At 43.9% G+C, this 26,960-nt stretch carries 17 protein-coding genes; all 17 read right to left on the minus strand.

Annotated elements, in window-relative coordinates; genetic code table 11:
• Nucleotides 1–11: 11 nt before the first annotated feature.
• Nucleotides 12–1,820 (minus strand): V-type ATP synthase subunit I, encoded by a 1,809-nt coding sequence (locus D1614_RS19190; protein ID WP_119439602.1) that lies wholly within the window; start codon nt 1,818–1,820, stop codon nt 12–14.
• Nucleotides 1,817–2,416 (minus strand): V-type ATP synthase subunit D, encoded by a 600-nt coding sequence (locus D1614_RS19195; RefSeq protein WP_119439603.1) that lies wholly within the window; start codon nt 2,414–2,416, stop codon nt 1,817–1,819. Before D1614_RS19195 ends, D1614_RS19190 begins: the two co-directional genes overlap by 4 nt.
• 35 nt (nt 2,417–2,451) lie before the next feature.
• A complete protein-coding gene (locus tag D1614_RS19200) occupies nt 2,452–3,774 on the minus strand; it encodes a V-type ATP synthase subunit B (RefSeq protein ID WP_119439604.1) in 1,323 nt (440 codons plus the stop codon).
• Nucleotides 3,771–5,546 (minus strand): V-type ATP synthase subunit A, encoded by a 1,776-nt coding sequence (locus tag D1614_RS19205; protein WP_206610086.1) that lies wholly within the window; start codon nt 5,544–5,546, stop codon nt 3,771–3,773. The genes D1614_RS19200 and D1614_RS19205 overlap by 4 nt, the downstream gene beginning before the upstream one ends.
• A 38-nt stretch (nt 5,547–5,584) precedes the next feature.
• On the minus strand, nt 5,585–6,406 hold the full coding sequence (locus tag D1614_RS19210) for a DUF2764 family protein (RefSeq protein WP_119439605.1): 822 nt from the start codon (nt 6,404–6,406) through the stop codon (nt 5,585–5,587).
• Nucleotides 6,407–6,411: 5 nt separating this feature from the next.
• Nucleotides 6,412–7,026, minus strand: coding sequence for a hypothetical protein (locus D1614_RS19215; RefSeq protein WP_119439606.1), 615 nt, complete (start codon nt 7,024–7,026; stop codon nt 6,412–6,414).
• Complete coding sequence (locus D1614_RS19220; RefSeq protein WP_119439607.1) at nt 7,010–7,936, minus strand: universal stress protein; 927 nt, start codon at nt 7,934–7,936, stop codon at nt 7,010–7,012. Before D1614_RS19220 ends, D1614_RS19215 begins: the two co-directional genes overlap by 17 nt.
• Before the next feature lie 2 nt (nt 7,937–7,938).
• Nucleotides 7,939–8,760 (minus strand): hypothetical protein, encoded by an 822-nt coding sequence (locus D1614_RS19225; RefSeq protein ID WP_119439608.1) that lies wholly within the window; start codon nt 8,758–8,760, stop codon nt 7,939–7,941.
• A 230-nt stretch (nt 8,761–8,990) separates the two neighbouring features.
• Complete coding sequence (locus D1614_RS19230; RefSeq protein ID WP_119439609.1) at nt 8,991–10,460, minus strand: RagB/SusD family nutrient uptake outer membrane protein; 1,470 nt, start codon at nt 10,458–10,460, stop codon at nt 8,991–8,993.
• A 21-nt stretch (nt 10,461–10,481) separates the two neighbouring features.
• Nucleotides 10,482–13,724: a SusC/RagA family TonB-linked outer membrane protein gene (locus D1614_RS19235; protein ID WP_119439610.1), complete on the minus strand. Its 3,243-nt coding sequence runs from the start codon at nt 13,722–13,724 to the stop codon at nt 10,482–10,484.
• A gap of 251 nt (nt 13,725–13,975) precedes the next feature.
• Nucleotides 13,976–15,025, minus strand: a complete 1,050-nt coding sequence (locus tag D1614_RS19240) for a FecR family protein (protein WP_119439611.1) — start codon at nt 15,023–15,025, stop codon at nt 13,976–13,978.
• A 207-nt stretch (nt 15,026–15,232) separates the two neighbouring features.
• Complete coding sequence (locus D1614_RS19245; protein WP_119439612.1) at nt 15,233–17,707, minus strand: tetratricopeptide repeat protein; 2,475 nt, start codon at nt 17,705–17,707, stop codon at nt 15,233–15,235.
• A gap of 48 nt (nt 17,708–17,755) precedes the next feature.
• A complete protein-coding gene (locus tag D1614_RS19250) occupies nt 17,756–19,339 on the minus strand; it encodes a discoidin domain-containing protein (protein WP_119439613.1) in 1,584 nt (527 codons plus the stop codon).
• Between the two features lie 91 nt (nt 19,340–19,430).
• Nucleotides 19,431–20,759, minus strand: coding sequence for a DUF3472 domain-containing protein (locus D1614_RS19255; protein WP_119439654.1), 1,329 nt, complete (start codon nt 20,757–20,759; stop codon nt 19,431–19,433).
• Nucleotides 20,760–20,990: 231 nt separating this feature from the next.
• Nucleotides 20,991–22,667, minus strand: a complete 1,677-nt coding sequence (locus tag D1614_RS19260) for a RagB/SusD family nutrient uptake outer membrane protein (RefSeq protein ID WP_119439614.1) — start codon at nt 22,665–22,667, stop codon at nt 20,991–20,993.
• Between the two features lie 27 nt (nt 22,668–22,694).
• Nucleotides 22,695–25,691: a SusC/RagA family TonB-linked outer membrane protein gene (locus D1614_RS19265; RefSeq protein ID WP_119439615.1), complete on the minus strand. Its 2,997-nt coding sequence runs from the start codon at nt 25,689–25,691 to the stop codon at nt 22,695–22,697.
• 67 nt (nt 25,692–25,758) lie between these two features.
• A complete protein-coding gene (locus D1614_RS19270; RefSeq protein WP_119439616.1) occupies nt 25,759–26,685 on the minus strand; it encodes a discoidin domain-containing protein in 927 nt (308 codons plus the stop codon).
• Nucleotides 26,686–26,960 lie beyond the last annotated feature (275 nt).

The raw sequence follows: 26,960 nt of genomic DNA on the forward strand, positions 1-26,960 counted from the left end.
TGATATTTGTTTTAATTGTTATTTACTCGTTTCGAAAATGGCTGATAGGGTTTTCCGGTTCCCTGAAATCCGGCATTTTTGTAGAACTCCACAAACGTGAGTCGCATAGGGTGTACAAAGGCTCCCAACGATGAAATGGCAAGATTGGCGGTATGCCCGATCACAATGATCAGCACAAAAATTACCGGTCCGATGTACGGAGCGCTGCCAAACGAAATGGCCATCTGGTTAATAACCAGCCCCAGAATGGAGCTTGCAATTCCCAGTGCAAACAAACGGATGTACGACAGCAAATCGCCAAAAATACTGGTAACGGTGTTGTAGATTTCCCAGATTCCGCCCATGGCCCGCATAAAAACAGGCCCGGTTCCTGAAAAGAAAACAATCATCACCAGTGAAAGTCCGTACAACACCGACGGAGCAATTTCCATCACCGTATTTTTTTCTGCGTCTTTCCACACAAACTCGAACAAACCGGCCGTAGCAAAAAGCAGCAGCCAGCCGATGGTTCCGATGGCCAGTTGCGGATGTTCCTGCCGAAGCTGGTTAACGATGCGCAAAACAATGCCAAAAATTATCTGAACCGCCCCAATTACCAGCGACAATGAAAATACTTGTGAACTATCCAGGAACAGCGATTTCACCTGTTCCAACTGAGGCACTTTTGCCAGTTCTATTCCGAAGAAAGTACCGAAAATAAGTCCCATTACCAGCGTTGAAGCCCCAAACAACTGCCCCAGTGGTAAAAACGGTTTTACCGAATCGGAGGCAAACTTCCGGAAAATGGTGGAGCCCAACAGCAACACCAGTCCGTAACCTGCATCGCCCAGGCAAAAGCCGAAGAACAGCATAAAAAACGGCGCAAAATAAATGGTAAGGTCCAGCTCCTGGTAAGCCGGCAAAGCAAACAATTTTGAAATGGGCTCAAACAGTTTTCCAAAGCGGCTGTTTTTCAACTCGATCGGAGGTTGTTCTTCAGCCGATTTTTTTGCAACCAGGTACAGAATACCGTGTTCTTCCAAATATTTATTCAGTCGTTCTGAGCGGTCTTTGGGCACCCAGCCTTCCAGAATCCGAACAATCCCCTCGCCCACCGACAAAGTTTTGTTGTTCCAAACATCCAGCCATGTGCGGCGATTCACAAATCCGTTTAGTTGTTCCTGAAGTTTATCCGTGTTCTCATGAGCCAAAATGCTCAATGCCTTTTCCTGCTTTTGCACTTCGGCCTCGTATTTTGCCACATCTTTCTCCAGAACAGAAAGGTCTCTTTCGGGTAACTTTTCTGCAGTAGCCCCTTCAAAAATAGCTTCGTCGTGGTTAATGCAGGCAAACTTCACTTGGTAGCCGGTATCAGCAACCAGGCTTACCGCGTATTTGTCCAGCCATTCCTTTTTGAATTTCTTTTTGGGAATGGAGTAAAAACGGATGCTGATTCCTTCCTGTTCCAGCTTTTGCAGCAAGTCGGAAGAATAAGTGCCCCACTCTCCTGCCTGCGCCAGTGCAGCTTTTGCCTGTTCCAGCGCCAGTTTTGCGGCATCGCGTTTTTTTAGCCTTTCATCCGTGTGGGTTATCGCTTCTTCCGGGCTAAGGTTTGATGAAGCCGAAGCCGTCATTTCCTCCTCCCGGAAACGGTCAAGAATTTTCAACGTTTTTTCAAGCCGGTGAATTTCCTTGTCCACTTCCTCCTGTTCACGTGTGCCGGTTTCTCCGGCCTCTTTTTCAATTACATGAACAATTCCCCATTCCTGCAAATTATCAAGAAAAGCTGCATACTCCTTTCCTTGCACCGCGAATGTATATTTTAACATCGGAACAATCATGATACCGCCTTTCTTTGAATTTTAGATTTCAGTAATTTCTGTCCGGCCTTCGACAGGTTATCCTCGTCTTCGAGGTAACGTTTTATTTGCCTGATGGCCGATTCCAGTGAAGGAATCTGTACTTTTTCGTACAGGTTTACTTTTTGCGTAGCTTTTTTCCGCGCGTATTCCAGCAAATCCAGCCGCTTTTTCAGCAGCTTGTATTTAATGTTGGCTTCCAGCAAACGCTTCATGGCTTCCACCCCGTCGGCAAACCAATCGGGGTAAGCAGTTGTAGCAAAATCCACTACCTCCACTTCCATTTTTTCAAATACCGGAATCTGAATGCCCGCCACCTTGCTGATCGTTGTTTTCACTTCTTTTACCTCCAGAAGACGCGGATCAAATTCGTTCCACATCTCTTTCCAGGGGCCAATTTGCTGTGTAACCGCCCGGTATTCCGCTTCAGCTTTCTGAAGCTGGTCGCGGGTTTCGAAAACCATTGCACGCAAGGCAGCTTCCTTGTTTTTAAGAGTAGGAAGCGCATTTTTGCGTACTTTCATTTTATTCTGAAAATCGCGTAAAGCTGTTTTATTGTATTTTATGTCAATATTCATTCTCCGCCGATTTTATCACGTCTCATTTGTTTTCTTTAGGATTCAACCCAGTATTTGTCAACAAATTCCTGCTTAATCCCCACCTCATCGCGGCTCAGGTATTTGCTCATAATCCGCCAGGTTTCTTCCAGCATCTCCTCCACCTCAAGATTTACGTCAATAGCCAGAATGTTTCGTGAATATTCCTCGGCAAACTGCAACACCCTGCGGTCGTAATCCGACAACTCGAACCCGTTCTCCATTTTCGTTTTGGAGTTGGCCGCATCGGCATAAAGCCGGATCGCCGAGTTCATCACCTGCGGATGATCTTTACGTGTCACTTTTCCGATCACCAGCTGTTTCAGACGCGACAAGCTTCGGAACGGGTCTACAATTACTTTATTTACATCCGACGAACGACGCAGGAACAACTGTCCTTCGGTAATGTACCCCGTGTTATCCGGAATGGCATGCGTAATGTCGCCACCCGACAAGGTTGTTACCGCCAGAATCGTGATGTTTCCGCCATCGGGGAACTGAACGGCTTTTTCGTATATCTTGGCCAGGTCGCTGTACAACGATCCCGGCATACTGTCTTTCGAAGGAATCTGGTCCATACGGTTCGATACAATACTCAGTGCGTTGGCATATTGCGTCATATCGGTAAGCAGCACCAGTACTTTTTCATTTTTTTCAACCGCATAATATTCCGCGGCGGCCAGTGCCATGTCCGGAATCAGCAACATTTCGATGGGCGACTTATCGGTGGTATTGATAAAACCAATGATTTTCGACTGTCCGTATCCTTTTTCAAAGGTGTTTTTAAAGAACAAGTAATCATCGCGGGTCAACCCCATTCCGCCCAGGATAATTTTATCCACCTTGGCACGCAAGGCAATAAGCGCCAGTACCTGGTTGTAAGGCTGGTCGGGATCGGCAAAAAACGGGATTTTCTGTCCCGAAACCAGCGAGTTGTTCAGGTCGATACCCGCAATACCCGTAGCAATAAATTCGCTGGGTTGTTTACGTCGCACCGGGTTTACCGATGGTCCTCCGATCGGATATTCGCGGCCTTCAACAGCAGGTAAACCATCGATGGGTGCTCCAAACGCGTCGAAAAAACGTCCGGCCATGTGGGCACTAAGCGGCAGCCACGGAGCCCGTCCTGTAAAAATTACTTCGGCATCGTTTTGCAAACCTTCGGTACCTTCAAATACCTGAAGCGTCACACTTTTCCCGGCAATCTTTACTACCTGGGCAGTTCGCCCCTGAACATAAGCCATTTCTTCGTAGCCAACGCCTGTGGCATCGAGCGTACAGGTAGCTTTTGTAATGTTGTTTAAGCGGCAATATATTTTTTGAAAGGCTTTTGCTCTCATGATACTGTTACATTTTGATTGATGTATTCTTCTAACTGTGCTTCGTAATCTTTGAACTGCTGGCTCTTGAATTCGGCGTAGTTCATTTGTTTGAACAGGTTGATGATGCGTTTGAAAAAGTCGCGCACCTCATCAAAATCAGAAAAACTGAATTCTTTTCGTACCAGTCCAATTACTTTTTCGAGCATGTATTTCTGGCGTTTGAGCGGCGAGTTACAGTCAACCGCATCAAAAGCATCCTGTTGCAGGATGGCAAAGTCGATCAGTTCCGACTTCCAGAAGGTTTCGTGGTAATTTACCGGAACACCGTCGTCGCCCAGAATATTGATCTGCTCCCTGATCTCGTTTCCCTGGATCAGGAAATACTTAACAAATTCAATGTTCTCAATCCAGTCGGCACTGATTTCGCGTTTGGCAAAAGCAATAAACTCGTCGTACTCTACATATTTTGAGTAGCTGTCGTTCGGATCGATGGCCGGATAGCGTTTACTGTCGGCGCGGTTTTGCGACAAGGCAAAAAAGCAACGTGCCACTTTCTTGGTGGCTTCGGTTACCGGCTCCAGCAGGTTTCCACCGGCCGGCGAAACGGTGCCGATAAAAGTAATCGAGCCACTTCTTCCGTTGGGTAACAAAGTGTAACCCGCCCGCGAGTAGTAGTTGGCAATAATGGCCGATAAGTCCATCGGAAACGCATCGGGACCGGGCAGTTCCTCCATCCGGTTCGACATTTCGCGCAGAGCCTGTGCCCACCGCGATGTGGAGTCAGCCAAAAGCAGTGTTCGCAAGCCCTGCGAGCGGAAATATTCAGCCAGTGTCATGGCAGTGTAAACCGAAGCTTCACGGGCTGCCACCGGCATATTCGAAGTATTGGCAATAATAATGGTCCGTTCAGCCAGTTTCCCCCCGGTGTGCGGGTCGTCCAGGTGCGGAAATTCAGAGAAGATCTCCACCACCTCGTTGGCGCGCTCGCCACAAGCCGCTACAATTACCACATCGGCAGCTGCCTGCTTGGCCAGTGCATGCTGAAGAACGGTTTTCCCGCTACCAAACGGACCGGGAATAAAGCCGGTTCCGCCTTCCATAATCGGGTTAAGCGTATCAATTACCCGAACCCCGGTTTCAAACAGTTTACCCGGGCGCAATTTCTCGCGGTAGCCCCTGAAAGCCTTTTTCACGGGCCAGGTAAAACTCATGGAAACTTCGTGTTCGCGGCCATTGTTGTCTTTTAAACGGGCAATGGTATCGCTCAGCTGGTATTCACCTTCGTCGGCCAGCCAGCTTATTTCGTATTCTCCCTCCAACTTAAAGGGAACCATAATTTTATGCTGAATATGGTATTCGGGCACTTGCCCCAGCCAGTCGGCAGCAGTTACCAGGTCGCCCACTTTTGCCAGCGGTTTGAAATGCCAAACCGAGTCGTTTTCGAGCGGATACGAACGCGAACCTGCTTCCAGAAAAATACCGTCGATTTTATCCAGGTCGTTCTGAAGCCCGTCGTAATTGCGTGTAAGCATTCCCGGCCCCATTGTTACTTCCAGCATCGAATCGATAAAATGAACATCGAGGCCTACTTTAAAACCACGGGTTGTTTCAAAAACCTGCACATAGGCAGTTTGTCCCGAAGTTTTAATTACTTCGCCCATTATTTCTTTTCCATCGTGTTGAAAAAAGCAAATCCCATTCTGGATCAATGCTCCCTTGGTTTCAACTTCAACCAGGTTGCCCACAATGGCAGTTACTTTTCCTTTACTTATAATATTCTTGTTTTCCATAGCAATTTTATTCTTTTGAAAACCGGGATTTAATTGAATCAGAAGTGAATTTGTTGACTACTGTCGTACGCGCGTACCATGGCTTCGGCCAGTTCTTCGGGCACAACCGTTTTTTCCGGGTTGTGAATACGTGTCCACCTGTCGATGATCATCAGTTTTTGCTGATAGCCCAGAATAACATCGACCGAGAAATACTCAAAACGATTGATCTCGTCGATTTGGGCCCACCTGAGTGCATCCATTTTCTTTTCCCGTTCCTGCAAATTGGTGTTGTCCGAAAGCTTTTTCAATTTTTCGGAAGCACCAAACTCTGACGTAACCACACGGGCTTCTTCGTTAAAATCGAGCAGTAACTCGTAATACGAATTCCCTTCCACCAGCTGGCGTTTTTTCTCGTCAGCCGATTTTCCGCTACGCCTGAACGCAAGGTAATTAACCCGGTTAAGTTCCCACTCGCCCCACTGTTCCAGAAAACGGTTTCCGGAGTCACGAAGCGCAGAAAAATAAAGCTCCTGTAGTTTTTGCCCGCTGGTTCGTTCCGAAACGCTTCCCTCCTGTTGCTTTTGCCAGTTTATCCACTCACGGAGGTAAGCCGGCAAAGCCTGAAACTGTTCGTTTTCAGGCTCCAGCATTTCGGCTTTCCAGCCAAAGGGAAGTGTTTCTATTTGCGTTCTTCCACCCGCATACAGCACCAGCGTATTATGAAATCCGCGCATCCACAAAAGTTCCGCCCACCGAAGTTCATTTTCGGCCAACACCTCTTTCAGGCGGGCATAAAATTCTGCCGGTTGCTGTACTTCTCTTTCCGGAGCCAGTTTTAGCTCCGGCAGCCCGGATATAAACGCATAATAAGTATTCATGAAACTTAGGAATTAAAAAGCAGCTCTTTCACTTTCGGCTTGATTAGTGATTCAAAAAAAGTTTGAAAATCGTCTTCGGTAAACGAGACTTTATAGCCTTCGTGATTGTTGAGCAGCTGAAATCCTTTTTCCATGCCGCGAACAGGTTTTATAACCAGTCCCGAGTTCAGGATTTTGGCAGCCGACGCTTTGTAAAGCGGCTCCAGTTCACCGATCAGATTTTCAGGAACCAGTGCTTCGTTGGCCGAGCCGTTCCCGTTTGGATTTACCCACGTGCGGGTAATTTCCAACATCATATCGTGAATCACTTTTGGATCGGCTGTGGCGTGTGCCGCAAGTTCTTTGCCTAACTCGGCCGAAACCACATTGCTTACCTCCTGCCGGGTAATCTCAAGCATCTGCGTTGAAATAGACTCCAGCTCGTCCTGCATGGCAGCATAGATCTTTTCCGACTCAGCCTTAGCTTCAGAAACCATCAGCTCCGCTTTCTGCCGGGCATTGCTCAACAGTTTTTCGGCTTCTTTTCTTGCTTCTTCAACCAGCAAATCGCCTTCGTTTTTTGCCTTTTCGATACCTTCCTTGTAGATATTCTCGGTTAGTTCCTTAATCTTTGTGTTCATATTTTTTTCTTTTACCCATACTCTTTAATACATCAATCAAAATGGTAAACAGCGACTCCTTTTTAGGAGTAATCGTGAAAACCGGGTATTCTGATTGTTTGATCACATTTGAAGCCATTTTCCCGATGCTTTTGATATTGATCAACACTTCCTGATGGGTCATAATCACCACCATATCGGGTTTGCTTTCGTTGATAAAGTCGGGGACCATTTTGTGCATTTCCTTTTCATCTCCCCTCAACAAAGTCGTTTCACACGCAATGTTCTGCTTTAGCAGCCAGTCTTCTATTTTCCATATTTTGGTGTGAATGCTGCTGTTTTCCCGCTTCATCTTTTCGTTTAGTACCGACATCAGATGAATTTTGGCACTGTATTTTTTGGCAAGTTCTGCCGCCCACTTAACATTGTGGTTGTGCCGGCGGCGTATATCAATCGGCACCAGAATTTTGTGCTTTTCTTCGTCCGACGGAACACCGTCGAAAGTCACTACCGGGCAATAGGCTTCTGCCACCATCTGGCTTACCTGGTCGCTCCATTTCCGAAGGCCATCGGTATCGTTGCCCAGTCGTTTATTGATCACCACCAGGTCGTACTTTGCCCGATGGATAAACGAGACAACCCATTTCTGCAGATTTCCCTTGCGCAGTTTTAAGCGAATAAAACCCGGAATCTCCTGGTCAAAAAAATCGTTGACAAACTTTTTGAACCTTGCAAAAGCCTCGCGCTTGTAATGCAACCTCTCCATGGGACGGTAGTATTTCCCGAGCATGCTAAACCGCGGCGCCACATACAGCAAGGTTACTTTCGAATCAAACTTGCGGCTTATTATAAGCGCTTGCCTGATCGAGTTGATCCCATGCTCATCGAGAGTCACCGGAACCAGAATATGATGAATAGTAGTTTTTGCCATTATTAACAAATTAAAACGGGTTTGGAGTATTTGTTTCCGAACCACTTTTTCAGGTTTAAAGCCTTTCCAAACGGCGATTTTAATAGCTCCTGGTCTATAATGACCAAATCATATTTATAGGTATCTTTTAATAATTCATGCACCTTTTCAAAAGGAACGGCCTCGTTTGATTTAAGAGCGGCTCCCCATTGGTTCGACACGTAACTGTTCCAGTCAACCGGAGGTGCCGTATTTTTATCGAGCAATATGCGCAAGTCGGTTTCCGATTTTTGCAGCAGCGTGCTTACCGACTCACACTCATCCAGTTTGCGCAAAAAAGACAGTTCTTTGCTGGTAAGAAACAATATACTTTTCAGTTTTGCCGGCGCAAATGAAGCAGGTAAAATCAATAAGGGATTGGTAGTTTGAACAGCCAGCTTCTGGATTTTGCCAATGATCGGACAACAAACTCCGGGGAAAGCCTTTTTTAAACTAACAACCAGTAATTCGGGCGACAGCGATTTTTGCCCCCCGTTTAAAAAACTAAACCAATCGCCTTCAAAAGGACGGATTGACACACGTGATTCTTCAAACTGAAATTCTTTTACTGCTTTCAATTTCAGCTCCAGCAACTCATTCCGAACGATTTGCTTCATCACAGGCACAAAATTCTTCAGTAAGGACTGACCGTACCTGGGTTTACTATAGGTTTGAACAAAAACAACCCCGTGATTACTGTTGATAAGGTTTCTGTGTGAAAAGATCGCCGACTCCCAGGCTCCCTCCATGAACTCGGTCAGAATAACAATATTCTTGTTCTTCCCTTTTAATCCGTTGCTGTACATTGTTTACTAGTTAATGTGGCTACAAAATTACTTAGCTCCCAACAGATTCTTTAGGGGGCATGCCTAAACCGGGGGGTGGGTTTTCCCTACTTTTTTACTTAGACAACTCTGAGAAAAACAAAATTGGGTGAAAAAGAATGGCACATTTTAGCCTGGAAGATTCCGACGCTTTAGCTTATTTCCCATTTTTGAGAAAATTCAAAATCGCGATCGCGAAAAGGAAAAACCAACTACGGATTCTGAATCAATCCATCATGCACAAGAATCTGCGATTCAGGAATAAAGAAAACAACACGCGGATGATCTGGTGATACAGAAAGAAGCGCATCTCCGTTTTCATGAATACCGGGATAGTGCCGGTCAAGTGTTAATCCGTTTCTGAAAATATCCCAGCGCCGCTGGGCTTCGAAAGCCAGCTCGAGCCTGCGTTCTTCCAGAACTACTTCCAACACATTGTCTCTTCCTTTCAGATCATCGAGGGAGTATAACTGATCGCCTGTCAATCCGGCACGCTCCCGAATCAGGTTAACGTCATCAATGGCAGCCTGGTTGTTGCCCAGCTTGGCGTTTGCTTCAGCCCGGTTCAGATACATTTCAGCCAGTCGCAGAAAAACGGGAGAACTAAGCGTAGGATAATTTTCCTGTAATGAGAATTTATTGATGAAATATTTAGGATAGCCATTGCGTTTTTGAAGGGTAATACCATCAGCTTCGTATTGCGGATCGATGAACGAGTGACGCGCATCTTCAGGATTTTGATCGAGCAATTCCCGGTACGACAGCGATGCATACATCTCTCCCCAACCTTGCTGAGCGACATAGTTGTACATCGAGCCGATTGAATTCCACCCCTGATCATCCACATCGGCGATGTGTTTCACGGCAAAAATAGTTTCGCGGTTATCTTCCGGGGACAAACGGAAATACGTTTTATAGCTTTCCGTATCCATCAGTGAGTATCGCCCCGAGGCAATAACCTTACCGGCATATTCGACAGCTTTTTCCGCATATTCACGATTTGGGTTATCCGGTGTTCCCGACATGTACAAATACACCCGCGACAACAGGGCTTCAGCCACCTCTTTCGACGCATAGATATTTTTCTTTCCTCTGCCCATAAGCTGCTCAGCATACAATAAATCATCAATTACTTGCTGATACACTTGTTTTACGGTTGAACGGGGCGGGACATTTTCCACAACATCATCCAGCTTCACCGGAATCCCGGGGTTTATTTCAGGATTTTGATAATAGGGCCTTCCGAAAGTATTGCACAGGTGAAACATGGTTTGAGCGCGCAAATAAAGATTTTCACCTTTAACCTGGCGCATTTCAACCGAAGCATTATCATCGATGGCCTGGATAACTTTGTTGCAGCCAACCACCAACTGGTAAGCCTTCTCCCAAAATGCTGTGGTGGGAAACATGGCCGGGAAATGCTGATAATTGTAGCAATAAAACAGTTGATCGGTAGTAGTGCCGCTCAACGAAACATTGTCACCTCCGTATTCTCCAAAAAAATGAAAATTACGCTGGTAATACCAATCCTTCAGGTAATTGTAATTTCCTATGGTAGCCCCTTGTAAGCCGGATTCGGTTTCAGTAAGTTCCGACTCGGGTAACCCGTCATACGGTTCAAAATCAAGATTACAGGCACTTACCGAAAATACGACCAGAATACATATTGCTACTTTTTTCATTCTTTTCTCTCCCTGCCATTATTAAAAACTAACCTCCAGTCCCAGCACATATTTTCGTGTAACCGGAAAAAATGCTCCTGAATATCCGTCAATCCCCACTTCCGGATCCATTCCCGAAAACCGCGTCAATGTAAACAGGTTTTCGCCCGAAAGTTTCAAAACCGCCTCTTTAATATGCATACGCTCTAAAAAAGCTTCGGGCAGATTGCAAGCTACAACCAGTTGTCGTAAGCGGATAAAACTCCCATCTTCCAGGTACCTCGATGACACTTTGTTTGATAGCTTATTTCCCTGCAGTACCGGCTTTGGATGTGTTGCCTTATCTCCCTGTTTTTCCCACCGGCTCCACCCGCTGTTTAATTTCATGGAGTTGTAGGTCGGATAAGCGCCATCGTTATCAAATAATTCTCGATAGAAGTTGTATACTTTATTGCCCGCCACAAAATTGAAATTGGCGGTAACACTAAATACTTTGTAATGAAACTGGTTGGTAAAACCACCAAAAAAAGCAGGTGACGAAGATCCAACCTTTTGCAAACTTGCCCGGCTGTAGTTATTGGTGATTTCAACAACCTTGTTCCCGTTCTCATCGGTTACGACTCTTTCCCACAGAGGATCACCATTTTCGGGATTCACACCAGCCCATTTTCTCAGGTACCAGGTGTTTATGTCCCAACCTTCACGAATGATTTTATTTCCGGTAATTATATCCTTCCCCTCATTTAGCCGCAATACTTTGTTTTTATTGAAGCTGACATTAAAATCGGCATTCCACCTAAACTTATCGTGTTTAACCACATCTCCTCTGACCAGAATTTCAATCCCCCGGTTTTGAATTGCCCCTACATTGTCGGTAAACCAGTAATAACCACTAACCATTGGTAACGGGACATCCTGCAGCAGGTTTTCGGTTTTTTTGCTGTATACATCAACCGAAAAGTTTAAACGCCCGAACAAACCGGCATCCACCCCAAAATTGGTATTGTAATTCGATTCCCAGGTTAGATCGGGATTGGAGAGGCGCCGCGGATAGCCACCGGGAACCCCGTCGTACTGCACGGTTACATTGTAAATTCCCTGTGCTACATAATCTGTGATATTAGCGTTTCCTACCGAGCCATAACTTCCACGCAATTTCAACTGATCGACAAACGCGAGCGATTTCATAAAATCTTCGCGGTGAAGGGCCCAGGAAACACTGAGGGAATAGAAATTTCCAAAACGCTGGTTTACCCCAAACCGCGACGATCCGTCTCTTCGAAACGAAACTTGTGCCATGTACTTTTCGTCGTAGTTGTACTGCAATTCGGACAACAGCGATAAAAAAGCCGATTCAGTCTTACTTCCTCCCAAATACTTGGGAACTGAAGTAGCGTTTAAAATTTCCAGCCTAGGATAAACTCCTTTTCCTGTTCCCAAGATCCCGTCAGCATAAGATTTTGAGTATTCGTAGGCAGCCAGTCCGGACACCCGGTGCATTCCGGGATTAAAACCAAAGCGAAAAACATTGCTGGTTAACAGATTATGCCGGTACCCGTAATTGTTTTCAATGGATCCGTTATCGGCCTGCCCCCTTAGCGACCGAGCGTCAATAATGCGTTCGTACCGATTGTGAATGGTATGCAGGCGGTTTCCTGATGAAAATGTCAACCAGTCGGTCAACTCCAGTTCCAGCCTAAAGTCAGACATATATTGCGCACTCCGGCTTTTCTCGTAATTAAACTGTCTGTCGAACAGAGGGTTAAACTTATCACGCGTATACCATGCCGTGCTCTCGTTGTTGCCGGTAATCTTTTTTATGCTTCCGTCTTCATTGTATGGATTATCCCACGGAAGCATTAAATACGAATAGGCAAGTAAGTCGTCTTCGTTATCGTATTTATTTTGAAATATACCGCTAAGCTTGGCCACCAGTTTTACCCGTTGCGATGCATTGTAGTCGAGATTGATACGCCCTGTAAATTGTTCCCATTTGTGTCCCACCACAGCACCTTCTTCATTGTAGTACCCCCAGTTCGTGTAAATCATGGTTTTTCCCGATCCCCCCTGGTACGATAAATTATAATCGCGAATGACTCCGGGTTGCATGGCAATATCGAGCCAGTTGGTGCCATATCGTACATTATCTGAATTAGGATCAGGTAACGCGAACTGGTCTTCATCTGTTACTATCGGGTAGATATAATCGTAAAGTTCCTGCCCGTTCATCATCGAAAACTCCCCCTGGTTTAAAGAAGTTATCCCGATGTTGGAGATAAATTTGAAGTTGGAGGTGCTAATATTTCCGGTTTTGGTCTCCACCAGAATAATCCCGTTTGAAGCCCGCGAGCCATAAAGTGCAGAAGCCGCTGCATCTTTTAATACCGAAATCGACTCAATATCGTTGGGATTAATGTCGGGCGATGAATTTCCATAGATCACTCCGTCGATCACCCAAAGCGGTTCATTTGAATAGTTGATAGATCCGTCGCCACGGATTCGCAACTCTGGCTTTTCTCCCGGCTCCCCCGAGGCATTTACAACCAGCAGGCCCGGTGCTGAACTTTGGATCAAATCGGAGATATAAGGCGAGCTGACACGAGTGATTTTATTGACATTGATCGACTGAATTGCACCGGTTACGGTTTCGGTCGATTGTCTTCCGTATGCCACTACAATTATTTCATCGAGTTCACGGTTTTTCGAGAACATTACCACCGGTATGTTTTCCTGCCCGTTATAAAGTACTACCCGCGGCTCCATCCCCATAAACGAAAATTCGAGCAAAGCCGGGAAGCTGTCCAAATCAATAGAAAAGGCTCCACTGGCACTGGTAATAGTCCCCAAACTTGTTCCACGTATTACCACCGCTACTCCCGAAAGCGGTTCGTTCTGTTCGTCGGTTACTTTCCCTTTTGCGGTTATCTTAGTGCTTTTAAATGCTTTAAGATCGAGCGGCGAAATAACAATCTGCCGGCCCTGTATGACGTAGTTTATTTTTTGATTCTGAAAAAGAAGATCAATAATTTTTTCGATGCCTGCCTGTTCCACATTAATTGTAACCCTGCGATCGACATCGATTAAATTGTTGTTGTACAGAAAAAAATAGTTGCTTGACCGTTCCACCTGTTTCAGCGCATCTTTAACAGGAATATCGTTCAGTTTTAGTGTAATTCGGCCTCCCTCCTGGGCGTACAAATATGGCGCAACAAATAAACAGGCCAAAAAACACATTGACCAAATCATAGCCTTTATCGTATGAACCATTTTTCTCGTATCCCCCATAAGGAATTACACCGTTAATCCGACTTATTCATTTGTTTCTATTTCTAATCTTTGATGAAACTCATACCTACATGAATGAATTTTACGGGTTGAGAACTAGCAGCCTCTAAAAAAACGACAATCACCTCTTTTCATAACAACCGCCCGGCTCATCGCTTTTATCCTCCAATTAAGTATAGATTGGGAAGCCTGAACCGGTTTTAAGCGAAACGACCCGAGAAATGTGCCATCCTCTCGCTGTATTCTTTCATTTACCGAATTTTCTTCGACGATAAAATAACTTTCCGTTTTGTGTAAGAGCCGTCGGTTTTTCGCTCCGCAGCAGCTATTTGGTAATTGATACCTGATGAAGAGCTGCTACACAAAAGACTTAAGGCCTGATTTAATGTTTCGTCGGTAAATGTTGCGGTAAAATGATATTGCCGGATTTCGTCGTCTGCAATAAGCGTTTCCACATTGTACCATTTCTCCAATTTTTGAACAACCGTTTCAAGGTCATCGCCAAAAAAAACCAAACGCCCGTCTTTCCAATCACTGTATTTTCCCAAATCACTTTCTTCGGCAACATTTAAACTACGCTCCCCGCGGTTAAATGTTGCCACCTGGTTTGGGTCCATTGTCAGCAACTCCTTTTCAGAGCCCGCGCTGCCCTGAATAAGGCTTACTTTCCCTTCCAGCAAAGCAACCGTCAATTTATCATATTCAGCATAGGCCGAAACATTAAAGGAAGTTCCCAGTACTTTTACGTCCAACTCCCCCGCATTCACAACAAACGGCACTTCAGGGTTGTGAGCTACTTCAAAAAATGCTTCGCCGCTTAGTTCCACTTTTCTCTGTTCCTGGTTATCAAACGAAACCGGAAAATGAAGCCGACTTCCGGAATTAAGCCACACTTTTGTTCCATCCGCAAGGGTTACACTGGTTTGTGCCCCATAAGTAGTTGAAATATCCTGGTAGATTGGCGATTCCGAACCCGAGATTCCGAAATTCAGATAAAGCGAAGCAAACACAATTGCCAGCACTAAAACAGCAGCAATTTGCTGCATCCTGTACAACCAACGTTTCTTCCCCCGGTTAAAATTCATACGGTTCTTGGTTGCTGTCAACGACGACTCAACATCCACTGAATCAGAAACAACCATCTCTCCCGACTTACTCCACAACTCTTTGTAGGCCCTGTATTCCTGCTTGTTTTCCTCTGACTCAGCAAGCCATTTTTCAAAAAAATCCTTTTCTTCTTTCCCCAGATTTCCGGTTAAAGATTTTAAAATAAGATCCCCCGTATCCTGCCCGTACTCCATTATTGCTTTAAAATTTTTGCTGTCTTTCGTAAATAAGACGTAATGACAAGCAATCTACCCCATGTTAAAAGACGTGAAATAAGCGAAAATTAATGAAAAACACCTTACGTTACCGCTTGTTTTTAAATGAAGTTAATTTTAACATATGTTTTCCGACATTTACCGTCCATTCAGCATAACAAGCAGTTACACACTCCAACCAATTACTTACCGGCAATATTTTGCGATGGCCTCTTTTGCATCATTATATCCCAATGAATAAGCCCGGTGGAATTCTTCACAGGCTTTCGCTGCTTCACCGCTTCGCTGGAAAATAATTCCGCTCAAAAATACAGCCGCCCCATTTCCCGGCGTTTTTTCGAGTACTATGTTTATTTCTTCGCGTGCCCGGGTAAACTGGTTCAACTCTATGTAAAACCGTGCAGATAACTCATAGGCTTGCAATTGACTTCCACGCTTTCTCTTTATTTCATTTAAAACCTCCAAAGCCCCGTTAATATCCTTGTTTTTATACTTAAGCATACTCAGACTAAAGGCCAACCCAGTGTTTCCCGGATCAAGACGAAATGCTTTTAAATAGTCGTCCATTGCAGCCTCAATATCTCCCATTTGTTCCTTTGCCTTTGCCCTTGCAGCATAGGCTGTTGCCAATGCAGGGTCTCCATCAATCGCTTTTTCAAAATATTGTAGTGCGATATCCATGTTTCCTTTTCGGGCCTCAATAATACCAATATTTACAAATGTGAGATATGACGCAGGATTCAGTTTCAGCGCCTTGTTATAATTCGACATGGCAGCCTCGAAATTTCCAGCCCGGCTGAATGCAAAACCTAAATTATTATAGGACAAAAAAGAATTCGGATCGGTTTTAACTGCCTGCTGCAAATCTTCGATGGCGCAGGTATGCTTTTGCAAATCGGAATTTGCCACACCTCGTGAAATCCAGAAATCGGATTTATTTGGATTCAATGCAATGGCTTTGTCGAAATCCGCGAAAGCTTCTTTCGTTATTCCCAATTTCATTTTTACATCACCCCGTTTGTGCCAGGCATCGGCATTGCCCGGTACGAGCTTCACTGCCCGGTTAAGATCGGTTAATGCACCTTCAAAATCGCCTGCTTTGTTTTTTATTTCTCCCGCCCGAAGCGCAAACTCGTCGCTCTCCAGAAACGTAGGTTCTATTGAGTATTGCCTTCTGTTGGTGGTATTCACAAATTCGGGGATATTGGCCACATGATTAGGGAACATAAAGTTTTCCAGCAAAACCGCCGGCGAGTCGTTTCCATTCTCGTCAATATGAGTCAGGTAAAGTTGGGTGAACGGGCCATTGGCTTTTGAGGCAAAAACCAGCCATTTTCCGTTTGGCGACCACGAGTGCCACGAATTCATGTTATCGGAGTTACAGTTTAACATCCGGGCTTTTCCCCCATCGGCAGAAACAATACACAATTTGCTGTCTTTCTGAAGCAGCATAAAACTTTCGGCCTGGGTAAATACCACCCATTTCCCATCGGGCGAAACTTTGGGAAAATAGTTGCTCCTGTTATTACCTGAAGCACCGGCAACCGGTTCAGCAACTCCCCCTTTTCCCTGGTTGAAAGGCACCCGGTAAATATCAAATTTCACCAGGTCTTTACGTTCCAGAAAATTGTTCAGAAATACCTGGTACCTGGCCTGATCAACCGCTTTTGACCCGTGCATGATTCCGCTTTCATCGAAGTGTCTTGCCCTGGCCCGTGAAAAATAAATGTACTTGCCATCGGGGCTCCAGGTTGGATTACTGTTCACCCAAATCGTATCGCTTGCCCCCGGAAGCTCAGCCATCTTTTTTGTGTTCCTGTCGTACCAGGCCAGGATTCCTTTGATAGGGAAGAATAATTGTGAATATTCAAAATTATCAACGTCAACAAATATCTCGGCATCTTTTAAAGTACTAATGGCATACCTTCCGTCGGGCGAAAGTGCCGACAGCAAACCATAGGTAAACTCTCCGTTCTGAAAATCGGCCCAGTTAATGATATCTTCAGAGCCCAATTCAGTGTCTTCTGAAAAATTAGCGATGGCATAAGCTCCTTTTTCATCCCTTGCGTCAACATCCATGGCAATGGTACTTCCATCCGCCGAAAAAGAGTGACAGTTACCACACACCGGCAGGTTTTCAATCACTGTGTATGGTTTTTCCTCCGAATCAACATAACCCAGTTTCCATTCGATCTCGTTGAGGTGTTCACGTGCGTGTTTAAACGGCAGCGGAACCGACCGGTAAAAAATAGGCGCCGCGACGGAATCAACTGAAAAACTAAAATTTACTTGAGTTTGAGAAACTGTTTGTTGATTGATTGTATCACTCAAGCCGGCAATTCTTAACGTAATTACTTTGTTCGCTGACCGTATTTTTAACGCCTCCCATTCTTCCGGCGACGCTTTCCATTTCTGTTGACGGTTACAGGCTACCGATAAAATCTCAGTTTCCTCAACCTTAAGCGATAACTGCCAGAATTTTGCATTCAGATTAGGATCTTCCCATGTAAAAGTCGGTGAAATAAAATCGGCCGGGAAAAGCGTTTCTGCCTTTGGATTCACAAGCACTATTTCACTTAAATATTCTTTCCCTGTACATGAAGCAAACAGAATCAGAGCAATAATAAAAACGTTGCTATTTGAAAATAATCTCCTTCTCATCGTACTCAAATTAAATAAATGATTTTAGCTGACCAAATACTGAATAAGCTATTCCGAATAACACATTATTTCGGCCATACTGGCATACTGGTCGCCATCGTGTGCAGAAAGAAACACCACCTTGAAATAACGAAATCCGCTCGTTTCGGACAGGGCAACATGCTGCACAGTATTTATTGCACTTAGCTTGAATTTTCCTTGCATTTGCCAGTTCTGATTATCATTACTGGTGTATATCTCAATGTCTTTTACTTTTCGGGCACCATTTCTTTGCAGAAAAGAAAAACCTGCAACATCGTGTGTTTGATTCATATCGATACTGATAAAATGCGGAAATTTTGCTACTACTCCGGAAGCCCACTGCGAATGCCAATATGTTAATGGTGCATTGTCAATCAAATGGGCGGCTCTTCCTGTATCTCCTTCTCCCTGCTCCTCTTGAGAACTATAATCGTTAATCGCCCATTCATTCCGAGGTAGGTAATCACGGTCGCCAAATTCAAACACCGGCTCTCCGTTTTTAAAATAATATGAAAACGATTTGCTTAGTGAGTTTCCATTTTCGAAAGTAAATTGCAAACGTAAAACATAGGGTGTTTCATTTCGCAGATACAGTTCGTTTATGGGCATTGTTTGTTCAAAAGTATTGTTATTCAGTATAGGCGCAACCCATGAAACCGCATCATAATCCGCATCATCAATGGCCGGATCATGATAAATGCAAACATGATTTACTTTCTGATCTGACTGAATTTTCCCAAACAAGCGAATGTTCCCGGCTTCGAAAGCAACCTGCACAGAATCTAAAGTTAAGCTAACATCTTCGTAATAAGCTCCATTGTAATCGCTGATTACCTGGCAATTATTTAGAATAGCACAGCTGGCTTCGGTCAGAAAAGTTGGTGTGCTACCGTAGGTATAGTTTCCACTTCCCATTAATGCAGTACCTCTGTCTGATTTACTATCATCGGATACTTTCTGTTTATTGTGAGGAAGGTTCAGGGCGTGCCCCAACTCGTGCAAGATGCCGCCTATAAATTTTGATGCATCGCTACCTCTTTTCGAATTCTCGCCCAAGTACTTAACGTCTAAACCACTATAATCCAATGCAAAGCAATTTCGACCCAAACCATAGTAAGGAACATCACGGTTATCCTGATCTTTAACAGGTGTTATTATTAAGCTATGTAAACTCTTCTTTTCTGTTGGATGCTTTTCAAAATAAGCATCAACCTCTTTTAATATTTTAGAGCCGCCCCCCTCATAAGGATAGTAATTTATAGGATGTTCTCCATTCAGATAAATAATTTTAACACGGTTTTTGGCTTTATCCACCATCATGTTATACGTTTTGTTTCCAAATCCGTATTCCTTCATATACTTATTTACGAAAGCTTGTCCGTCAAACAAAATCTCACTTATTCGACGATGCGATTCAGCAATTTCGCTAACATCGTTTGGAATAAAATAAATAACATTAAGAGCATAAGTTCCCTCGGCAACGTAGTTGAAGTTTTCTTCGTTCGGCTCTTCACTCACTTCCTCTTCCCCTCCGTTAACCGGATCTTCGTTACAAGCCGTAAAGACGGTAAACGGCAGGAATATTAGAAACAAATATTTAAATATGGACATCAGGTGCAATTAAAAGTTTTATTCGATTACATAATTTATACATCTGCAAACGCGGCGTCTTAACACTATGATTGCAAATGGGTGACGCTGCTTATGGTAGTTGAGTAAAATCGATATCGGGAGCAGTCCCTAAAGCCGGCCGGGTATGATAGGTATCAACCTTTGACGTCTCGTTAAAAAATCCGCAGTTTTTCAGGAAGAATCCATTGTCACCGCTTTGGTATCCACCGGCATAATCCAACCGGGCTTTATCGCGACCGGTTGCATCGGCGGTAAAACGTGCGCGGATCATTTCGTGCCATGTAGAGTTGGTATCGTAAACCCACTGATTGTTATAATTTACCATTCGGCCCATTGGTCCGGTTGCGGTATCAAAGTTTTCAAGAAACGAATGCAATCCAGTCAAATAAGTGGAAATAAGAGGACGTCTCCATTGCGCAATAAAATACCATTTGCTTTGTTTCGGATCGAAAAAGTAGGCTTTGTAATCCGTTTTATTATCGCCGGCTGGTTCACCTTTTAATAAGAACCGATACGTTCTTCCGGCTTCCCAGTTAAAAACCAGGTAACTTTGTCCGCCCGAACCTTCTCCTCCAAAATCATTAATGGTAGTTTGGTCGCCTTTTGCAATAAGCTTTACGCGCTGATCTTCCGGAATACTTCCCGGGTCATCGGTCTGATAGGGACTCCAAACCGAAAACAGGATTCTTCTTTCGCTGGTCGAATTCACCTGCATGCCAAAATATCCCTCACCAAAACCATTGGCCATAAAGTAAGAGCCAACCACATCGTTTCCTTCGGGTACGGTTACTTCGTTGTAAAACCATTGTACATCAGCAGTTCCCTCCGGTTTTTCGTATGCCAGATGAACAGACGGTCCCCTGCGGCCCCAGTAAAAATAATCTTCGTTCGAGAAATGCACACCTGATAAAGTTGCATCGCCTCCAAGAGCAATGTACTCTACAGCCGCAAACTGGTTGCCGGCACGGTCGATTCCTGTTAAATCAACATAGTAATAACCTGCTGAGGGCACGGTAAAAGAACCAATGTACACTGTACCATGATCGGTATCTTTGATTTTAATTTCTTTTGATTCGTTTTGAAAAGTAGCCCGAATCGTTGAGCTTCCTGAACTCACGGTACCTTTTAGACCAATATGCACAGTTCCGGCTTTCTCCAAACGAAAATAGGTGCGTAAAACTGAACTTTTCGAAGTCCAGCTGAAACCGTCAAAGTCGGATGATTTCATCTGGTTGGTTCCCACATTGGCCAGAAACCAGCTATTTCCTTTTGCGGGCACATGAACAGACATTTGCGGTGGTTCCTCCATCTTGGTATCCTCTTCTTCGCTGCAGGAAACCAGCAGATAAGAAAACATTAAAGCGAGGTAAAAGATGATGGTAATTTTAGAACTTTTCATACGATTAAATTTGTTTGTTTTGTTAAGCATTATATGCAATCCGGTTGGTATGAATTACGCTATTATGCTCATTTATTGGTTCTATTTCGATTATCCTTTTACTAAAAACGATGGAAGGACAAACCTACGACCACGAACTTCCGTCTTTATCAAGGATTTACTATTATTAAAAAGAGACTTCACCCGGGTTATTTCCCGGGCAAAGCCTCTATGTTTGAATACCAAACTAAACTATGGGTTTTGTGTCAAATTGGGTTGAGCGAGTATTTGATCTTCCGGAATATAATCCACCACACGCGGATGGTTTGCCGGAACAGTTATTAACGGATTACTACCCTTGTCATGTGTTCCCGGGTATCTGCGGTCAAGTGTCAATCCATTTCTGAAGATATCGTAACGACGGTGTGCCTCGAAAGCCAATTCCAGGCGACGTTCTTCCAAAACAATCTGCAGGATGGTCTTGCCATCAGGTACTCCAGAATAGGTAGGGATATTTGCTCTTTCCCTAATTACGTTAACATCGGCCAATGCACCGTCAACATCCCCGGTTTTGGCGCGAACCTCGGCCCGGTTCAGATACATTTCAGCCAAACGCGAGATAATGGGCGAGAACAATTGCGGTTGTCCTTCCTGATTAGAACATTTAATCACGAAGTACTTCGGATAGCCGTTACGCACTTCCATTTTCTTGTCTAAACGCACATAAGTTTTCCCTGAAATGTTAGCCCCGTCAGTAATGTAATAACGGGTAGTTCCATCCACATCTTCGGAAAAAACAGTGTGAGTACTGCCATTATATTCATACTCCCAATTGTTGCCATTTTGAGTAACAGCATACATCTGGAACATCTTCGATCCTACCGGCGAAGCTTTTGCATAGGAATAGGTAATTTCGTAACTATCTCCATCCACGTATTGCGGAACAATAAACTTATGTCTTCTGTCGGCCGGATTTTGATCAAGCAGGTCGCGGTAAGGTTCCGAAGCATACATTTCGCCCCAGCCTACACCGTCGATGGTGCAGTACATTCCGCCGAAAGCATACCACCCGTAGTCGTCTTCATCTTTCAATGCTTTACAGGCGAAAATCACTTCCGGGTTATCTTCCGGAACCATTGTAGGATAGGACTCATAATCTGATCCCTGCAACAATTCAAATTTACCCGACTCAATAACTTTTGTTGCAAACTCAGCAGCTTTTGCATTGTCTTCCATGTAAAGATAAACCCTTGACAGTAATGCATTTGCTGCCTGCTCCGAAGCATAAATATTGTATTCTGAATCTTCCCTGGTAAATTGACTCATTAAACCTGCAGCAGTAGTTAAATCACTGATTATTAAATCATATACATCTTTAACTGTAGCTCTTGCCGGAAGATTGTCAACATCCGGTTCAGCATCCAAAATGATCGGAACGCCCAAATTACCTTCCGGATCCTGGTTATATGGTCTTCCCCAAATGGTAACAAGATTCAGGTAAAAGAAAGCACGCAAGTAGTACATTTCACCGATAACATGGTTCATACGGTCGGTTCCTTCCTGCGCCTTGTCAATTACTTTATTGGCATTTACTATACCCTGGTAGCAAGTAGACCACAAACTATTTAAGTGATAGTTATTAGGTGTATGCTGGTAGTTATACATGTAAAACAAGTAGTCGGTAGTTGAGCCACTCAGTGCAATGTTATCGCCGCCAAATTCGCCATGAAAATGATACGGGCGCATAAACTCATTTTTCTTTAGCAATGCATAAGTACCTAATGCGGCTGCCTCAATACCTAGTTCATCTGCAAATACTTTTTCATCAGATAAATCCTGAAAAGGATCTCGGGTAATATCGCAGGCACTAAAAGAGAAAGAAAGAGCCAGCAAAATTGCAATGACGGAATATATTTTTTTAGTTGTCATACTCTAATTTTAATAATGAATTCATTCTTAAAAATCAACTTTTACTCCAAAAAGAACCTTTTTAGATAAAGGGTACAGTGCACCGGTCTCAGGGTCCATTCCTGACCAGTCGCTAATGGTAACCAGGTTGTCAGCACTTACATAAACAGAAGCATTGTTCAGTTTTAGAAGGCTTGAGATATTCTTTGGCACATTGTAGGCAAGTGTTACGTTTCGCAAACGGATATAGCTGGCATCTTCCAAATAACGCGACGAATTTTTATTGGCATTCACACCGCCGTTGAACGGTTTTGGATGAGTGGCAACGTCGCCCGGTTTTTCCCAACGGTTCCAACCATCAATAAGCTTCATATTATTGAACGCAACATAAGAACCGTCGCTGTCGAACAACTCGCGGTTGCTGTTGTACTTATACACGTCTTCAACAAACGAGATGTTGGCCGACAATGTAAAATTATCGAAGCTGATTCTGTTTAAGATACCTCCGGTATAACTTGGAGTTCCTTTTGTTCCGGTAAATTGCAACGTTGCATCAGCGTAATCAGAAGTCAGGCTTACGGTTTCTGTTCCATCTTCGTTTTCAACTACTTTTTCCCAAAGCGGATCTCCGTTATTCGGATTCGCACCGTACCAAATACGTTGGAAGAAAGCATCCATATCGTGTCCTACTTCAATTCGTTTGCTACCACTGGTGTATGCCTGATCTTCGTACAATTCTTCTACCTGGTTTTTGTTATAAGCCAGGTTAATGGTCATATCCCAGTTAAACCTTGGCGTTTTAATGATTTCGGGAGAAATGGTAAGTTCATACCCGCGGTTGGTTACCCGGCCAACGTTCATCCAGATTCCGTTATAACCAGTCATTGCCGGAAGCGGAACATAGGTAAGCAAACCATCGCTGTTTTTGTAATACAGGTCGAGGTTAAAGCTTACACGGTTGAAAATACGAGCGTTAACAGCAGTATTGTAACTGGTTACCTTTTCCCAGCTAATATCGGCATTTCCTTTTTGGTAAGGGGTTGCAGCACTGTTGCCGTTGTATTGATCAACAAACGCGAAGTAACCTAAATACTGAAAGCCGCTCGGCGCATTACCAACCTGTCCCATACTGGCAGACCACTTTAGTACATTCAACCACTTTACATTTTTCAGGAATTCTTCGTTATATACATTCCACCCCATACTGGCCGACCAGAAATTACCATATTGGTTGTTCGGTCCGAAACTGCTTGAGCCCTGACGGTTGAAAGATGCCGTGGCCAGGTACTTGTTATCGTATGCATATTGCAAATTAACCAGGTAACTTTGCTTGGCACTTTCTCCTTTATAACCACCTACCGAAACAGCTTCGGCAGTTGCATTAAGAACCGTGAGACCTGCCGCAACACCTTTACCTTCAGCATCAGCATTATCAGTATGATAATCGCTGTATTCCCAGGCAACAAAAGCATTCAACGAATGAAGGTCGAAATCTTTTTTAAAGCGAAGCATTTGGTTGGTAAAACGTGTCTGACTAAATCCATAATATTCATACAGAGTACCTTTATCTGCTAAACCGCTTATCGAACGTTGATCGGTGTAATATTCCTGCTGACTATAAGCAAGAGCAATGTTGTTCATCGACGAAAAGGTAAGCCAGTCGTTAATCTGATAATCTACACCAACATTTATCCTGAAATTGTTACCGCGCGATGTGCCGTAGTTATATTGCAGGTCGTATAAGTAGTTACTGTTGTCTCTTCCGTACCAAACTTTTCCATTGTCCAGCAAGTATGCTTTTCCGGCTTCAGTTCTTGGGTCAAGTACAGACCCATCAGGGAAATAAGGGTTATCCCATGGCATGTAGGTGAACATGGCATAGGTAGAATGTTGCTGGTCGTAAGTTGTACGGTAATCACCTGAAAGGTTTGCTTTAATAAGCAGTTTCTCACTCGCGTTGATATCAACATTGGCAAGCCCTGAATAACGTTCGTACTCATAACCTTTCAGTGCACCTGTTTCTCCGTAATAAGTTCCGGATAAATAGGCCGATATTTTATCGTTTCCTCCGGTATAGTTCACGTTGTACTCCTGTGCTTCTCCGGTCTGTGTACCTATTTTCAGCCAGTCGGTATCGGTGCTTAAAACGTCTTCTGTAACTTTAGGATTCCAGGTCTTCTGGTAGTCGTACAATTCCTGCGAATTCATCAACTCGAAATTCCCGGTATTAAAAACCGTATAACCACGTGATGCATTCACATTGATTTTTGACACTCCTTTATCGGCTCTTCTGGTTTGCACCAAAATGACACCGTTAGCTGCTAACGATCCGTATAAAGATGTTGCCGAGGCATCTTTTAAAACAGTAATGCTTTCCACATCTGCGGGGCTTAGGCCGGGATCGCTGTTGCCATAAATAATACCATCAACAACCCAAAGAGGAGCTGTGGTTCCCGACAATGAACCTTTACCGCGGATAGTTATGGTCGACCCTGCTCCCGGACGTCCGCTTTCAGAAGCAGTATAAACCCCGGCCACTTTACCTTGGAGCATCGAAGAAATATTGGATGTAAAAACGTCTTTTAATTCCTCGTTTTTCAAAGCTACTGCCGAACCCGTCAGGTTTGACTTTTTAGTTGTTCCGTAAGCAATTACCATCACCTCGTCGATATCCCTTGTTTCACTTTTCAAACGGATAGCAAGTGTTGCCTGCCCCTGAACCGCAATTTCCTGTGTTTCGTAACCGATGAAAGAAAACATCAGTGTGGCGTCGGCACTATTTACGGTAATGGCAAAATTCCCATCAATATCAGAGGTAGTTCCGGTAGTGGTTCCTTTTACCACGATTGTTACTCCGGGTAAAGGTTCCTGCGTATTGTCATCAACAACAGTACCGCTCACTTCAAGCGACTGTGCATTTGCATTAAAAGAAAGCAGCATAACAAACATCAACAGGCTTACTGCCCCCATGCCATGCTTTAGTGTGCTTAGGATATTATATTGACTGATCCCCAGGAAAAGCCTTATTTGCTGTATATACTTCATATTTTTTGTATTTAGTCTTTTAGATACATGAACTTAAAAACTCGTTACCATTAATCGAAATACCATCTTAATACGGTAGTAAACCATCCTCAAATACTTGTAATTCACTCATCGTCGTGAACATTTGACCGGTTGTACGGGTATCCAATATTCGGATTCTAAAGTATTTTGAAGAATAATTTTTATCGAGCTTAAGCTGATTTGCATCAGGACGAACTTTTGCATCAAAACGGGTTGAAGTCCATACCGTTGTATACTCAACTCCATCAGAACTGATTTGTACATCAAACTGAGCCGGATCAATACCTCTTGCCGAAGCTGACCGGGTCCAGAAGTTGAAACCGCCAATATATTTGGCCTCGCTGAAAGTTATCTGTACATAATGAGGCAATGGCATCACTTCTGCTCCCTCATCATTCGACCAGGCTGAGTGCCAGAATGTAGAAAAGTCACCATCAACCAGGCTTTCCTTTGGTCCTTCCCAAATCTCCTGTGTATATGTTTCTAACATATCAGGAGTAAGCGTATGGAAAGTTTTTCCTGCTTTTGTGGTAAAAGCGATCGTTTCGCCATACGAAAGACCAGCTTCGTTCGCAGCATACGCTCTAACTTTGTAATCGGTTTTGGCAGTTAGCTCATCAAGGGTAATGGAATAGTTCCAGTCTTCCTCGAGAATTCCCTCTTTTGTGTACTCACCAACTGGTTCATAATTGTCATCAACAGTAGGTTCGGTATCTTCGGTAGTCCAGCAAATACCAATTGCCAACATTTTAGAACCGCCATTGGAAGTTACAACTCCGCTCACAACCGCATCCACATCGGTTATATCCGTCACTTCAATTGTAGTAGTTGCCGGAAGGCTGCCAGATTCCTCGTCATCGCAACTGCTTGCGAAAAGGATCACTGCCATGGCAATCGCTAAAAATGAGATCCTTGAAAAGTCCAGTATTGAAGCAATCCGGAACTTACTTTCTCTAATTTTTCGTCTCTCCATAAGTTATTTACATTTAGTTTAACATAAAATAAGATGATTCAACAATATGATTTCATATGAAGTAAGACGAAGCCCGATAATGAATACCCTACATTAGATTTGAAAATAATTAAGAAGCAAGACAGTCTTGTGATATATTTTTCTGATATACTGATGATCTATCAGAAGTTTCAGTTTTAAAAATGCCCAAAGAAAAAACACTTATAGACTCTTTGTAACAGCCTAAAATACTTTGCGCCCGAATAGCGCGATTAACAAGAAATAAAAGAAAAAAA

It is taken from the genome of Maribellus luteus (assembly GCF_003576475.1).
Classification (GTDB): Bacteria; Bacteroidota; Bacteroidia; order Bacteroidales; family Prolixibacteraceae; genus Draconibacterium; species Draconibacterium luteum.